This window comes from Kitasatospora herbaricolor (assembly GCF_030813695.1).
Taxonomy (GTDB): Bacteria; Actinomycetota; Actinomycetes; order Streptomycetales; family Streptomycetaceae; genus Kitasatospora; species Kitasatospora herbaricolor.
The window spans coordinates 491341-504864 of record NZ_JAUSVA010000002.1; the positions used below are offsets into that span (position 1 = coordinate 491341).

Genomic DNA, 13524 nt, shown 5'->3' on the forward strand with positions numbered 1-13524 from the left:
GAAAGCCGTTGTTGGATGCGCTCGTCTCCTGCACGGAAGGCTGCGGCGGCAGCAGGGGCTCCTGCTGCTCTCGGGCTCGACGCCCAGGAACTGTGCAGGAGCCCCTGCTTCTATGCCCGGACCGATGGAGAATCACCCGGCCGGTGCTTCGCGAACCAGCGCTCACCGTGACCGACGGGGCGACGGCTTCCTGCCTGTGTGGGGGGCTGACTGCGGTCCGGATCCTGAGCACACGGATCAGAAAAGTTCAGGGCCGGTTGCGCCGATGTCAGGAGACGGAGAAGACCGACGCCCAGTCCTGGCTGGGTGAGCTGGCAGAAGCGGTGTCGGCGGTGACCGCCTGGCCGGAGGTCGCGTTGCTGGCCAGGACGAGGCCAGCGGCCGCGTTGGTCAGGGTGTAGGTGCCGACGGCGTTCTGCGTGACCGTCCAGCGCTGGTTGGGGGCGCCGAGGTAGACGGCCTGCAGGGTGGCCTGGCCGCCGGCGGTGGCCGGTGCGGTCAGGTAGAGCGGGACGAGGCAATTGTCGTAGATACGCACGGTGCCATCGCCGTTGGAGGTGAACTTCCAGCGCTGTGCGGCCTGGGAGGTGTCCAGGGCTGCGAACTGGGCCACCGTCGAGAGGGAAACGCCGCAGCCCCCGGTGCGCTGGAGGGCGACGCCACCGCCGTTGCTGAGCGCGTGGTAGGCGTTGTCGTCGACGATCGTGGGGCCGTAGTTGATCAGGTGTGTGTCGAGCGCGGTCAGCGCGGCGCCGGTGGTGGACAGCGGCCGCACGGCCGTGGGGCGGACGTTCTTGAACCAGTCGGCGAAGGTTGCGGGCGTGTGGGAGGCCAGGCCGGTGATGGTGCGGTCCCAACTGCCGTCCACCTGGTTCCACAGCTGGAGCAGCGCGCCGTCCACGTTGCCCTGCACCTGGTCTCCGGTCTGCCAGAACGCGCCGGCGGTGAACGAGGAGGACGAGCCGTCCGGGAACACGTAGCGCTGGTCGCCCAGCAGGTAAGCGGCCACTGAATCGCCGAAGCCCTCGGTCCAGGCGCAGGTGGCGGACGACACCCGCTGGATGAAGTGCGGGTTGCAGTTGGTGACGGTCGGGAACGTGCTGTTGTACAGGCGGTTCTGGAAGAAGTGGCCCACTTCGTGCAGCACGGTGCGCTCGGAGTCCGGGTCGGCGTCCGACGGGTGCACAGTGTTCGACAGGTCGTAGTACGGACCGTCGACGGACCCGCTCTGCCAGCGCAGCGTCAGCGTGGTGCAGGTCGCGGCGTTCGCCTCGGCGGTCGTCCAGCACGGAGTCGTCGAGTTGGCCCGGCGCGACCAGAGCAGGTTGACGGTGTCGAAGGCGTGCCAGGCGCGGGCGTCGGTCGCCGGTTTGACGATCCCGATAGAGCCGCTCGACGATACGTTGAACAGCGTCGGCGTGTCGTAGGTGTAGACCGTGCCGCTGGAGTTGGCGACCTTCCACACCTGGTTGTTGCGAGTGGCGAAACGGAAGAACATCTGGTACATCACGGGGGTGGTGACCGGGGTGTAGCAGCTGTTGAACGAGCCGTCGGCCGCACCGGTCAGTTGGGTGTCGGTGTTCAGCTTGTGCTCGGTGTCGTCCGGCGTCTCCCGGCCCCAGAGCTCGACCGAGGCGTTGTGGGCGGCCCGGGTCAGAGTCGGCTTCGCGGTGCCCGCTTCCGCAGACTGGTAGTCGAACTGAAGGTTGCCCCTCAGACAGATGGGGCTCGCAGCGGAGGCGGTGCCTGCCGAAAGCGGCACGATGACGCCTGCAGCGAGCAGCGCCGCCGGTATCAGCAGGCGGAGCAGGGCGGTGGACCTGCGTAACATGGACGTCCTTCCAAAAGGCGCCCGGACCCGCCAAGCGGCAGACCTGGCGCGCGGGAGGCGGGGCCTTCCCGGGCCCGGCTCTGTGAGACGCCGCCAGGTACCGGCGGTCTGAACCGTGAGCCATCATCGGCTCAGTGCCACGCCCCCACCCAGAGGCGCACGGAGGCATAGGCACCAACTGTGGAGCTCGTATGTACGCCCGGCGCATGCTCGGAACGGCCGTGCGTCCTTGTGTGCTGCGGTCCCCATGGCTTGCTGCGGGGACGGCTGGCGTGAGTCCGTCCGCGATGGGCGGGCGCTGCCGGTTGACGTACCAGGAGCGGATCCAGGGAGACGATTACGTGGGGTCGGGCGGTACTGGGTGCGTGGCGCGGCTGTTCCTCGGCTCCGGCAGTATCTGGACTACGCCAAGCCCCTTGGACGGCGCCTGCTGCAGCATCCGGTCCTCCGTCATCGGCTGCTGCAGGGCGCCGACCAGCGCTTCAACGTCGGCCCTGAGCCGGGCGATCTCTTCGCCGCCGGTGGCCGTCACCGTCGGCCGACTCCGCCGCAAGCTTGGTGATCCCCCGGTGATCACCACCACCCCGGGCGTCGGATACCGCGTCAGCGACCCGCCGGACGCCCCTGCGACATCCTAGGAAGGCCGCCGCCGGGCCGGGGTCGGGCGTGAGCGGCAGCACGACCGCGGCCTCAGCGCGGGGTTGGTCGGGAGGGATCGCGCCGAGGCGGGACGCCCGCGACAGCGGAGGTCCCGGTGCGGGCCGGGTGCCCGGCCTCGCACCGCCGAGCATCTCGGGCTCGCGGATCGGACCCGATGATCGAGTGCCGGCCGGCAGCGGCGCCAGGAGCACTCGCAGGTCGGAGTCGTGGGGCGGAGCCGGAACCGGTCAGATCGGCCGGTCGGGGTGGGAGAAGGTCAGGCCCTCGGCGGCGGCCGGGCGCCGGGCCGGGGCGGGCTCGGTCACGGTCTCGCCGGGCGGCTGGCGGAAGTCGGCACCCTGCTCGACCGACGGTGGCCGGGGTCCGCCCGACCGGGCGGGCACGGGAATGTCGGCTGCGGGCTCGGAGAAGGCAGGCAGCCCGAGGCTGCGACGATCAGGGGTCATGATCCCCAGTCTGGCAGGCCGCCGGCCGGGCCGAGGCCACGACCTCGGCCCGGCCACGCGGGACGCCCGAACCGGGACGCAGGTGGGGACTCAGGTGGCGGGACGAACAGGCCGGAGTCAGAGCCGCGCTGCGCGCGTCAGGGCGACGACGGGTATCCGACGCCCTGCCCGCTCCTGGAATCCGGCGAAGTACGGCGTGTGTTCCAACTGCCGGGCCCAGAGCCGCTCCCGCTCCACGCCCTCGACCTCGGTCGCCGTCACCTCGTACGTCTCGCTGCCCACCTCGACGCGGGCGACCGGGTCGGCCAGCAGGTTGTGGTACCAGCCGGGGTGACTCGGCCTGCCGCCGTTGGCGGCGAAGACCACAAGGCGCTCCCCCTCCGGCAGGTAGGTCACGGGCATCGTGCGCGGCTGCCTGCTGCGGGCACCGACGGTGGTCAGCAGCAGGCGCGCTCCCTCGAAGTCACCGCCGACCGCTCCGCCGGCGGACCGGAGTGCGTCGATCACCAACTGATTGGGCTGCAAACGTTCCGACATGGATGTCAGTCCTTTCCGGGTACCGCGAGCCCTTCGCGGTCGATGCGGGCCCGCTGCGAGCGGGGGCGGGCAGGTGGGCACGAGGCAGGCGGGTGCCGCATGATCCGCCGTCTCCCTCGATCGCTCCGGGCCTCCACCCGTTACGACAGGACAGTGCACCGGAATGTGAGGCCGACGCCGGCCCGAAGGCGCGGAACCGCAGCGAGGTCACCGTGCGGCTGACCGCGCCGGCCCGCCGTCCGCGGCCGTGAGGTCCGCGGGTCCGCGGCCGGATCCGCCACGCCTCCCAGCGCGCCCCCTCGCCACCGTCCCGGGTGACGAGCCCGGATCGTCGCAGGTGGCGACCAGGCGATCGGCCCGCTCCCGTCCCCTCGCCGGCCCGGGAGCACCGGCGGGCCGCCGGGCCCCTGACCGGCTCCGCGCGGGGCGCGCCACAGCGCGGCGGAGTGCCCGGAGCGCCGACGGCGCGGGGCGGGCCTCGGTATGGTGGTCACCATGTCCACCTTGGCCGATCTGCCCGAGCTGCCCGAGCGGTCCACCTCGGCGGCCCGCGCGGCAGCGACCGCGACCGGCCCGGGCCCCGGCGACCCCGTGAACCGTCCGGCCCCGGGCCGGGCCAGGCCGGCCGGTGGCCCCGCGACGAGCCCAGCGGGCGCGCCCCGGACGACGGCTCCGCAGCCGGCGGACGAGGTGCCGGCCCGGTGAGCCGGGGACCGTACGAGGCCCGGTTCGCCCGGGAGGTCGGCCTGGCCGTGCGCGAGCTGGCCGCGGACGACGGCAAGGACCTGCGGGCCGCCTTGGAGCAGGCGACCGCGGATCCGTGGTCGTGGCCGCAGGCCGACCGGTACGACCTGGACGACACGGTACGGGTCGTCACCACCCCGGCCGCGATCGCGCACTACGCGATCCTGCCGGAGCCGCCGCACCTCTGGGTCTTCGCCATCACCGTGCTCTGACCGGGGTGCCGCCCCACGCCGGAGCCCCGACCACCGGCGCCGCGGCAGCGACCTGTCGGGCCGGACGGACCTCGGGTCACCGCCCGGAGGGGGCGTCGTCGCGGGCCGGCCCGGCGGCGGCCATCACCGCCTGCCAGGGGGCGGAGTCGAAGATCAGCGTGATCGCGGTGATCCGGCCCTCGTGGAGCCGGAAGTGTTCTGCCGTGCGCTGGGTGATCCCCAGGGCCGGCACCGTCCGGACGTCGTACACCAGGACGGCCTCGGTCGCACCGTACAGCTCCCCGACCAGGTCGACGCCGGTGACGGCCGCCAGCAGCCCGTCCAGGCCGTCGAGATGGCCGCTCGCGCTCTCGGAGGTGATGAACGGGCTGCGGAACAGGAAGCCCTCGCCGATCTGGGCGGCGGCCGTCGCGACGTCCCCGCGGAACCGGGCTTCGTGGTACGTCCTGACGACGTCCCGGGTGGTCGGGTCGGTGGTCATGCGGTCCTCCGGGATCGGTGGGGCGGGTCGGCGGGTGGTGCCCAAGTCGGGTGCCCGGCAGGGCGGTTGACCGGACGGTTCAGGGGGCCGGCCGGTCGGGTCGGCCGGCGCCCAGGTACTCCTCGATCCGGTGCTGGTTCTCGACCAGGCGCAGGCACAGGTGCCGGAGGCGGGCCAGGTCGGCCTCGGTGAAGCCCTGGAAGACGGCGGACATCGCGCGCTGGGTGGGCTGCCGGAACGCCGCCAGCCAGTCCTGGCCCGCCACGGTGATCCGGACCCGGACCGAGCGGCGGTCGTGCCGGTCCTGGACCCGCCGCGCCAGGCCGTCCCGCTCCAGGGTGTCGACCAGGCCGGTGACGTTGCGGGAGCTCACACCGGCCGCACGGGCCAACTCGCCGATACTGAGCCCCTTTTCCTCGCCGGCCGCGCTCAGCTGCTCCTCCTCGCCGGCCGCGCTCAGCCGCGCGAGCACGTCGAGCGCCCCGGCGCTGAGCCCGCGCCCGCCGGCCCCCTGCGCACGCAGCCGGTCGATCGCCTGTGAGGCCGCCCGCAAGGCGGCGGCCGCCTCCAGCGCACCGGTGTCGTCACCGGCCGCGAACACCCGCATGGACGCCCGGACGCCGAGGTCGTAGAGCGAGCCGTCCAGGTCGTGGGCCAGGCCCTCGGAATTATGTACGTCCTTCATAATGAAGTAGTACCCTACCTCGGCCGGGACTACGGCGCCACCGCTCGCGACTCCCGATGCCGTTGCCGCCGAACGAATCTGATCCGCCGTCACCCGGGCCGCCGACGCCGATCCGCCGGCTTCACCCCGGGGCGGGAGCGGCCGGCGCCCCCGGAACCGCCGGCCCGGGAGCCGGACCGAAGGCACGACGGCGAGGAACGCGCCCCAGGCCGTCGAGTCCGTCCGGTGCCCGGGCGGCTCGCGTCCGAACGTTCCAGCCCCCTGAGATCCCCGCCCCGGCCCACGACCCGAAACGGGCTCGGTGGGCTCCACCCCCGCCCGCCGGAAAGCAGACAGGGCGGTGGGTGGCGACCGGCCGGAACCGGTTGCGCCACCCACCGCCCTGGCTCCCCCGCCCGCCGGACGCACCGGCGGGCGGGGAGGCGCGACGGATCAGACCGCCGGCGCCGGGTAGGTCGGGTACTCCACGCCGGAGACGTACTGGACGACCCGGATGACCTGGCACGAGTAGCCGAACTCGTTGTCGTACCACAGGTAGAGGATCGCGTTGTCGCCCTCGACCTTGGTGGCGCCGGCATCGACGATGGAGGCGTGGCGCGAGCCGATGAAGTCGCTGGAGACCGCGTCGGGCGCGCTGATGAAGTCGATCTGGCGCTTGAGCGGCGAGGTCAGCGACACGTTGCGGAGGTAGTCGAGCACCTCCGCGCGGTTGGTCTCGCGGGCGAGCTGCAGGTTGAGGATCGCGATCGAGACGTCCGGCACCGGCACGCGGATCGAGCTGCCGGTGATGGTCGCCTCGAGGTCGGGCAGCGCCTTCGCGACGGCGGAGGCGGCACCCGTCTCGGTGATGACCATGTTGAGCGCCGCCGAGCGGCCGCGACGGTCCGACCCGTGGTAGTTGTCCAGCAGGTTCTGGTCGTTGGTGTACGAGTGGACGGTCTCCACGTGGCCGCGCAGCACGCCGTACTCGTCCGCCATCGCCTTCAGCGGCGGGACGATCGCGTTGGTGGTGCAGGACGCGCAGGACAGGATCCGCTCGTCCGGCTTGATGGTGTCGTGATTGACGCCGTGGACGATGTTCGGGACGTCGCCCTTGCCCGGCGCGGTCAGCACGACCTTGGCGATGCCGGGGCGGAGGTGGTTCGACAGGCCCTCGCGGTCACGCCACCGGCCGGTGTTGTCGATCAGGATGGCGTCGTTGATGCCGTACGCCGTGTAGTCCACCGACGTCGGGTCGTTGGAGTAGATCACCTTGATCTCGTGACCGTTGGCGATGATCTTGTCATTCGCCTCGTCGACGGTGATGGTGCCGTGGAACTGGCCGTGGATGGAGTCCCGGCGCAGCAGCGAGGCGCGCTTGACGAGGTCCTCGCCACCGCTGTTGCGCACCACGATGGCGCGCAGCCGCAGGCCGTTGCCGGAGCCGGCCTTCTCGATCAGCAGGCGGGCGAGCAGGCGGCCGATCCGGCCGAAGCCGTACAGCACGACGTCGCGGGACTCGCGGCGCTCCAGCTTGTTCGCGCCCGTGGCGCCGATGACGGCGCCGGCGGTGAACTCCGCCACCGAGAGGCCCCGGTCGTCGGTCTTGTACATGGCGGCGAGCATGCCGACGTCGATCTGGGAGGGGCCGAGGTCGAGGGCGGTGAGCGCCTGCAGGAAGGGCATGGTCTCGGTGACCGAGAGTTCCTCACCGGCTATCTGGCGGGCGAAGCGGTGGGTCTTGAGGATGCTCACCACCGACCTGTTCACCAGAGAACGGCTGTGCAGGAGGACGGTGACGTCCCGCTCCCGGTGCAGCCGGCCGATGATCGGAATCATCGCCTCCGCGATCTCCTCGCGGTTCTTCCAGTCCGTGAACACGTCTTCATTGACAGTCACAAGTTCATCTTTCGGGTTAGGCAACGTTCACATGGTACCTTTCGGCCACTTTCGACGAGTACGGGGACCCTCCTGATCAGCGCGTTCCCGCGAAGGCACCGCCACTGCCGCCGCAGCCGCCCCGCCGGACGGCCGGCGGGACGGCCGGCGGCGGGTGACCGGCGGGCCCGTCGCACCGGGCGGGCCCGCCGGTCACCGCGGGGCCTACGGCACGGGCTGCTGCTGGGTCACGCAGTGGATCCCGCCGCCCCCGGCGCCGAGGCTGTCGATGTCGAGCTGCTCGACGACCCGGCCGGGGAAGACCCTGGCGAGCGTCGCGCGGGCCGCCGCGTCGGCCCGGTTGTCACCGAACTGGGCGGAGACGACCGCGCCGTTGCAGAGGTAGTAGTTGGCGTAGGAGCCGACGAAGTTCGGGTCGGCCGAGCGGATGAGGTTGTAGTCGGGCCCCTGGATCCGGGACAGCGACATCGGGTTGCCCTGGGGGTCGGTGGCGGTGGAGAGGGCCTGGTACTGCTGGCGCTGGTCGTTGGACCAGACGTCGGTGTCGGACGCGAGGGGCGCCTGGACCAGCGCGGTGGCGTCGGCGAGGAACCTGGACGTCGCGTCGACGTGGTCGCCGGTGATGTCCTGGCCGCTGACCCCCGGGAACCAGACCACCTTGGTGGCGCCGTAGGCGGCGCACATCGCCGCCTCGATCTGGGCCTGGGTCCTGCTGCCGTTGCGCCGGGAGTCGACGAGGCTGCTCCGGGTGGCCATCAGCAGGCCGTCGCCGTCCGTCTCGACGGCGCCGCCCTCACCGACGAACCCGGCGGCGGTGAACGGCACTCCGGCGTAGGCCGCGACCCTCGCGGCGACCAGGGCGTCCTTGGCGTGGGTCTGCCGGTTGCCCCAGCCGTTGAAGTTGAGGCCGACGGCGTCCAGCCCGCCGGCGCCGTTGGTGCGGAACACCGGTCCGGAGTCCCGCATCCAGCAGTCGTCGACCGGGATGGTGCCGATGACGGTGACGGCGGATCCGCAGGCGGACCGCGCCTTGGAGACGCTGGCGGAGTTCGCGCACATGACGACCGGCTCGTACTTGGCGATCGTCCTGGCGATCAGGGCGATGTTCGCCTGGACGCCCGCGAGTTGGCGGCCCCAGATGGCGGAGCTGTCGGGCCAGGCCATCCAGGTCCGGGTGTGCCGGACGGTGTCGAGCGGGACGGCGTAGGCCGCCGCCGCGGCGCCCGCCGGTCGCGGGGCACCGCCGGCCGCGTGCGCGGTGGCGCCGCCGAGCGCGGTGGCGCCGGCGGCGCCGGCCAGCGTGAGCCCGGCCGCGGCGAGGAAGTTCCTCCTGCCGAGCGCGTGCGTGGGTGTGCTGCCGGATGAGCCGTGCTGGGGGTCGTGCTCGTTCATGTCTGGCCTCCCGTCACCCGTCGGGCGGACCTGTCCGACCGACTGGGGAGGACCGTATTATTGACCGAGCGCTCGGTCAATAATACGGACGGAACTGCCCGGCCGGACGGTCAGGATCCTCCGGCACCGCACAGCACGACCGTTGCGGGCCGTGCCGCCCGGAACGCCGGCCCGGCCCCGGCGGCCCTACGGGACAGGCTGCGGCTGGGTGACGCAGTGGATCCCGCCCCCGCCGGCGCCGACCGAGTCGATGTTCAGCTGCTCGATCACCCGCCCCGGGAAGAGGCTCTGCAGAGTGGCCTTGGCCGCCGCGTCGGCCTTGCTGTCACCGAACTGGGCGGAGATCACCGCGCCGTTGCAGACGTAGTAGTTGGCGTAGGAGCCGACGAAGTTCGCATTGGTCGACCGGATCACGTTGTAGTCCGGACCGCCGATCTTCGTGACCCGCACCGCGCCCCCGCTCGCGTCCGAGGCGGTGGACAGCACGTTGTACTGGTTGATCTCGTCGTTGTACCAGCCGTCGTGCGCGTCCTTGACGTTCGGCTGCTGGACCAGGCCCTTGCCGACCTCGACGAAGCGGCTGGTCGCGTCGACGTGGTCACGGGTGATGTCGCCGGAGTCGATGTAACCGTCGAACCAGATCACCTTGGTCGCGCCGTACGCGGCGAGCATCGCGGCCTCGGCCTGGGCCTGCGTCATGGCGCCGTTGCGGGCCGGGTCCAGGATGCTGCTGCGGGTGGCCATCAGGGTCCCGGCGCCGTCCGCCTCGATCGCCCCGCCCTCGGCCACGAACCCCGGGACGGCGGTGAAGGGGACCCCGGCGTAGGCCGCGACGAGCGCGGCGACCTGGGCGTCCTTGGCGTGGGTCTGCTTGTTGCCCCAGCCGTCGAAGTTCAGGCCGACGGCGTCCAGGCCGCCGGTCCCGTTGGTGCGGAACACCGGGCCCGAGTCCCGCATCCAGCAGTCGTCGACCGGGATCGTGCTGATGACCGTCACGTTGGCGGCGGTGCAGGCCTTCTTCGCGGCCGCGGCGCCGACCGGATTGGCGCACATGATCACCGGCTCGTACTTGGCGATCGTGTTGGCGATCAGTGCGATGTTGGCCTGGATGCCGGCCAGCGAGGTGCCGCCGCGGCGGCTGCCGTTCCAGATCGCCGTGCTGTCGGGCCAGGCCATCCAGGTCCGGGTGTGCCGAACGGTGTCGATCGGGACCCGGAAGGTACCGGTACCGCCCGTGGCGGTGGGGGTCGGGCTGGGAGAGGGGGTGCCGCAGCCGGGGGTGTCGGCCGCCTGCGCCACCTGGGAGGTGCCGCTGTTGGCCGCCCACACGACACCGACCGCGGTGAGCCCAGCCGCCGCCAGCACCCGCCGCCTGCCCAGCACCGGCGTCTGCGGTCTGCCGGGCCGGTCCTCCGTGGGGATCTGCTCGTTCATCTCTCGGCCTCCATGTCTGCCACCGGCGGGTCGTCCGCCGATGGATGGGAAAGCTATAACTGACCAAGCGCTCGGTCAATACTTCTCCGACGTCTTTCCCCGGACCGCGCCCGGCCGACCCCGACGGGGCATCGGCCCAGCTCAGGCCGGGGCGGGCGACCCGCAGGACCACCGGCCACCCGGCGGGCCGGGCGCCCGCGAAGGCCCGTCCGTACACCACCGCCGCACCCGCCGCCCCGGACAGGGGCGCGACGACCGGGCCGGCGGCCCCGATGCACGGCCGGATCGACCGCGCGGGATCCGCTGCGGACGGCCGACTCGTTACAGTTCGCGGGTGGCTACACGATCCAGCGACACCCCGTCCCGGCCCGTCCCGGCAGAGCGGCCCACCGGCCGGACCCGCGCGTCCGCGAAAGGCGAGCAGACCCGGGCCCGCCTGATCGCGGCGGCCCGGACCCTGCTCGCGGGCGACGGCAGCATCCCGTTCACCACCCGCAACGTCGCCGCCGCCGGCGGGGTCACCCACGGCATGTGCCACTACCACTTCCAGGACCGGACGGATCTGATCCTGGCCGTGGTCGAGGACATCCGGCCGGAGTGGATCACCCCCCTGGAGGAGGCGGTCGGCTCCCCCGGCACGTTCGCCGAGCGGGCCGAGCGGGTGATCGGCCTGCTGACCGAGCCCGAGGGCGCCGACCTGTCCCGCCTGCACTCGGCGCTGCACTGGTTCGCGCTCAACGACGACCGGGTCCGGGCCGGCCTGGCGGGCGAGTACCGCCGCTGGCGCGCCTGCTTCGTCACCCTCTACCAGATACTGGCGGACGAACGGGGGGACGGACTGGACGCGCGCAACCTGGGCGAGGCGGCCGCCGCCGCGGTGGACGGACTGGCCGCGATCCAGTCGCTGGACGAGGAGGTCGACGCGCAGGCCGTGGTGCGCGCGGTCGTGCTCGGGCTGGCCTCGACGGGCGCCGGGCGCTGACCCCGCGGCGCCGCGCCCTGCCCGCCGGGACGGCCCCGGCCGGCAACCGCCGTCAGGACGCCCCGGCCGGCGGAGCGGCGGCCTGCGGCTGCTGCTGGGTGGAGCAGTGGATACCGCCGCCGCCCGCGGCGACGGCGTTGATGTCGACCTGGACGACCTGGCGGTCCGGATGCAGCTCCGCCAGGACGGCGGCGGCCCGGGCGTCGGCGTCGCGGTCGCCGAACCGGGGCATGATCACCCCGCCGTTGACGACGTAGTAGTTGAGGTAGGTGGCGAGGAAGTCGTCCCCGCCGCCGTCGATCTTCGTGAGGTCCGGTTCGGTCAGCTCGACGATCCGCAGGCTCCGGCCCTTGGCGTCGGTGGCGGTCCTCAGTACTTGCAGGGCCTGGTCGGAGGCGGTCGACCAGATGTCCGGCGGCGCGTCCGGGCCGGGCCGGTGGAGCACCACCACTCCCGGCTCGGCGAACCGCGCCAGCGCGTCGATGTGGCAGTCGGTGATGTCCTTCCCGGCCACGCCCTGGAACCAGATCACCCGCTGCACCCCGAGCAACTCCTGGAGCGCCGCCTGGATCTGGTCCCGGGTCCGGCCCGGGTTGCGGTTCGGGTTGACCAGCGAGCTCTCGGTGGCCAACAGGGTGCCCTCGCCGTCGACCTCGACGGCGCCGCCCTCCGCGGTGACCGGTGCCTGGATCCGGCGGATCCCGTAGTGGTCGAGCAGGGCGGCGGCGACCCGGCCGTCGTTGTCGTGGGTCTGCTTGCCGCCCCAGCCGTTGAAGTTGAAGTCCACGCCGGCCAGGCCGGGCGGACCGGTGACGAACGTGGGGCCGGTGTCCCGGGCCCAGAGGTCGTCCACCTGGAGGTCGAGGACCTCGACGCTGTCGCCGCAGAGCCGCCTGGCCTCCGCGCTCTGGTCCGGGCGGGCCATCAGGACGACCGGCTCGAACCCGGCCACGGCCCGGGCCACGCCCGCGATGTCGCGCCGGACGGCGGCCAGCTGGTCGCCCCAGACCTCCTCCAGGGCGGGCCAGGCCATGAAGGTCCGGGTGTGCGGCTGCCACTCGGCCGGCATCGCGAGCGGGGCGGCGCCGGGTTCGGCGCTCGCGCCGCCGCCCGTGCTGGGCGTCGCCCCGGCCGGCGGGCCGGCCGAGGGATCGGAACCGCAGCCGTCCAGCAGGGCCACGGCGGCCAGCACCGCACCGGAGCGCAGCAGCGTCCGGCGGGACAGGGCGCGGCTTGTCATGCGGATCCCCTGACGCCGGGAACATCACCCGAAACCGGGTGGTAACCGATGATAACGACGCCGGTCACCGGCCTGGGGGCCGTGCGCCACCGTACGGGCGACCGGCCCGGAGCCCGTCCGCCGGGCCGGATGTCCGGGACGGATCGGGTCCGGGACGCCGCCGTGGGGGCGCCGACGGCCCGGACCCGGTTCGGTGGCCCGCGCTACAGCGCGCGGCGGGCCTCGGCGATGCCCCGCGGATCCCAGCCGGGCCTGGGAACGGAGTCCAGCAGGAGCCGGGTGTAGGGGTGCCGGGGGCGGGCCAGCACCTCGGCGGTCGGGCCGGACTCGACGATCTTCCCCCGGCGCATCACGATCACCTCGTCGGTGACGCACCGCACCACCCCGAGGTCGTGGGTGATGAACAGGTAGCCGATGCCGGTCTCGGCCCGGATGTCCGCCAGCAGGTTGAGGATCTGCGCCTGGACGGACACGTCCAGCGCCGCCACCGCCTCGTCCAGGACCAGCACGGCCGGCTCGACCGCCAGCGCCCGGGCGATCGCGACCCGCTGGCGCTGCCCGCCGGAGAGCTGCCGGGGCAGCGCGGCGGCCTCCCTGGTGCCGAGGCCCACCTGCTCCAGCAGCTCGGCGATCCGCCGGTCGTGATCGCCGTCCGGGAAGTGCAGCCGCAGCGTCTCCCGCAGCACGGCGCCGACGGGGGTGCGCGGGTCCAGCGAGAGGTACGGGTCCTGGAAGACCATCTGCACCTCGCGGGCCCGGGCCAGCCGGTGCACCCGGCCTCGCCGGTGCTCGGTGCGGTCCCTGCGGTGCACCAGGACCCGGCCCGAGTCGGCGCTCTCCAGGCCCACGACGATCCGCGCGGTGGTGGTCTTGCCCGAGCCGGACTCCCCGACGATGCCCAGCGATCCGCCCTCGGCGAGGGTGAACGAGACGTCGTCCACCGCCTGGACGCTCCCGTAGGCCCGGTGCAGGCCGAGCACCTCCAGAACGGTCTTCCTCATC

13 protein-coding genes and 1 pseudogene are annotated in these 13524 nt (G+C 72.9%); 4 read left to right on the top strand and 10 right to left on the bottom strand.

Annotated features, from left to right (window positions below):
- Positions 1–268: 268 nt before the first annotated feature.
- Positions 269–1831: an RICIN domain-containing protein gene (locus J2S46_RS02595; RefSeq protein ID WP_191291453.1), complete on the bottom strand. Its 1563-nt coding sequence runs from the start codon at positions 1829–1831 to the stop codon at positions 269–271.
- Between the two features lie 521 nt (positions 1832–2352).
- On the opposite strand from J2S46_RS02595, the pseudogene J2S46_RS02600 reads away from it, so the two are divergent.
- Positions 2353–2469, top strand: a pseudogene (locus J2S46_RS02600) (helix-turn-helix domain-containing protein); the annotation flags it as partial.
- Positions 2470–2718: 249 nt separating this feature from the next.
- Here J2S46_RS02600 and J2S46_RS02605 read toward each other — a convergent pair.
- Both J2S46_RS02605 and J2S46_RS02610 read right to left on the bottom strand, forming a co-directional pair.
- Positions 2719–2937 (bottom strand): hypothetical protein, encoded by a 219-nt coding sequence (locus tag J2S46_RS02605; protein ID WP_191291452.1) that lies wholly within the window; start codon positions 2935–2937, stop codon positions 2719–2721.
- Positions 2938–3054: 117 nt separating this feature from the next.
- The gene (locus tag J2S46_RS02610) at positions 3055–3474 is read right to left on the bottom strand and encodes a nitroreductase/quinone reductase family protein (protein ID WP_191291451.1); all 420 of its coding nucleotides are present in this window, start codon (positions 3472–3474) and stop codon (positions 3055–3057) included.
- Between the two features lie 495 nt (positions 3475–3969).
- Between J2S46_RS02610 and J2S46_RS02615 the strand changes: the two genes are divergently transcribed.
- On the top strand, positions 3970–4179 hold the full coding sequence (locus tag J2S46_RS02615) for a hypothetical protein (protein WP_191291450.1): 210 nt from the start codon (positions 3970–3972) through the stop codon (positions 4177–4179).
- On the top strand, positions 4176–4430 hold the full coding sequence (locus J2S46_RS02620) for a hypothetical protein (protein WP_191291449.1): 255 nt from the start codon (positions 4176–4178) through the stop codon (positions 4428–4430). Before J2S46_RS02615 ends, J2S46_RS02620 begins: the two co-directional genes overlap by 4 nt.
- A 76-nt stretch (positions 4431–4506) precedes the next feature.
- Here J2S46_RS02620 and J2S46_RS02625 read toward each other — a convergent pair whose 3' ends face one another.
- From J2S46_RS02625 to J2S46_RS02645, 5 genes are all read right to left on the bottom strand, one after another.
- A complete protein-coding gene (locus J2S46_RS02625; RefSeq protein ID WP_191291448.1) occupies positions 4507–4911 on the bottom strand; it encodes a nuclear transport factor 2 family protein in 405 nt (134 codons plus the stop codon).
- Between the two features lie 79 nt (positions 4912–4990).
- Complete coding sequence (locus tag J2S46_RS02630) at positions 4991–5596, bottom strand: MarR family winged helix-turn-helix transcriptional regulator (RefSeq protein WP_191291447.1); 606 nt, start codon at positions 5594–5596, stop codon at positions 4991–4993.
- A 432-nt stretch (positions 5597–6028) separates the two neighbouring features.
- Positions 6029–7474 carry a glyceraldehyde-3-phosphate dehydrogenase gene (locus J2S46_RS02635; RefSeq protein ID WP_191291446.1) on the bottom strand — a complete coding sequence of 482 codons (1446 nt, stop codon included), beginning with the start codon at positions 7472–7474 and terminating at the stop codon, positions 6029–6031.
- A gap of 204 nt (positions 7475–7678) precedes the next feature.
- Complete coding sequence (locus tag J2S46_RS02640) at positions 7679–8866, bottom strand: agmatine deiminase family protein (protein ID WP_191291445.1); 1188 nt, start codon at positions 8864–8866, stop codon at positions 7679–7681.
- A gap of 186 nt (positions 8867–9052) precedes the next feature.
- Positions 9053–10300: an agmatine deiminase family protein gene (locus tag J2S46_RS02645; protein WP_191291444.1), complete on the bottom strand. Its 1248-nt coding sequence runs from the start codon at positions 10298–10300 to the stop codon at positions 9053–9055.
- A gap of 334 nt (positions 10301–10634) precedes the next feature.
- Between J2S46_RS02645 and J2S46_RS02650 the strand changes: the two genes are divergently transcribed.
- Entirely contained in the window at positions 10635–11282 is a 648-nt protein-coding gene (locus J2S46_RS02650; RefSeq protein WP_191291443.1) for a TetR/AcrR family transcriptional regulator, read from the top strand.
- A gap of 52 nt (positions 11283–11334) precedes the next feature.
- On the opposite strand, the gene J2S46_RS02655 is transcribed toward J2S46_RS02650, so the two are convergent.
- Together J2S46_RS02655 and J2S46_RS02660 are read right to left on the bottom strand one after the other, a co-directional pair.
- Positions 11335–12522, bottom strand: a complete 1188-nt coding sequence (locus J2S46_RS02655) for an agmatine deiminase family protein (protein ID WP_191291442.1) — start codon at positions 12520–12522, stop codon at positions 11335–11337.
- Positions 12523–12725: 203 nt separating this feature from the next.
- Positions 12726–13523 (bottom strand): ABC transporter ATP-binding protein, encoded by a 798-nt coding sequence (locus J2S46_RS02660; protein ID WP_191291441.1) that lies wholly within the window; start codon positions 13521–13523, stop codon positions 12726–12728.
- Position 13524 lies beyond the last annotated feature (1 nt).

What these genes read in the sequence shown, in the direction of transcription:
- J2S46_RS02595 (WP_191291453.1), bottom strand. Translation starts at nt 1,831, where the DNA reads ATGTTACGCAGGTCCACCGCCCTGCTCCGCCTGCTGATACCGGCGGCG.
- J2S46_RS02605 (WP_191291452.1), bottom strand. Translation starts at nt 2,937, where the DNA reads ATGACCCCTGATCGTCGCAGCCTCGGGCTGCCTGCCTTCTCCGAGCCC.
- J2S46_RS02610 (WP_191291451.1), bottom strand. Translation starts at nt 3,474, where the DNA reads ATGTCGGAACGTTTGCAGCCCAATCAGTTGGTGATCGACGCACTCCGG.
- J2S46_RS02615 (WP_191291450.1), top strand. Translation starts at nt 3,970, where the DNA reads ATGTCCACCTTGGCCGATCTGCCCGAGCTGCCCGAGCGGTCCACCTCG.
- J2S46_RS02625 (WP_191291448.1), bottom strand. Translation starts at nt 4,911, where the DNA reads ATGACCACCGACCCGACCACCCGGGACGTCGTCAGGACGTACCACGAA.
- J2S46_RS02630 (WP_191291447.1), bottom strand. Translation starts at nt 5,596, where the DNA reads ATGAAGGACGTACATAATTCCGAGGGCCTGGCCCACGACCTGGACGGC.
- J2S46_RS02640 (WP_191291445.1), bottom strand. Translation starts at nt 8,866, where the DNA reads ATGAACGAGCACGACCCCCAGCACGGCTCATCCGGCAGCACACCCACG.
- J2S46_RS02645 (WP_191291444.1), bottom strand. Translation starts at nt 10,300, where the DNA reads ATGAACGAGCAGATCCCCACGGAGGACCGGCCCGGCAGACCGCAGACG.
- J2S46_RS02655 (WP_191291442.1), bottom strand. Translation starts at nt 12,522, where the DNA reads ATGACAAGCCGCGCCCTGTCCCGCCGGACGCTGCTGCGCTCCGGTGCG.
- J2S46_RS02660 (WP_191291441.1), bottom strand. Translation starts at nt 13,523, where the DNA reads ATGAGGAAGACCGTTCTGGAGGTGCTCGGCCTGCACCGGGCCTACGGG.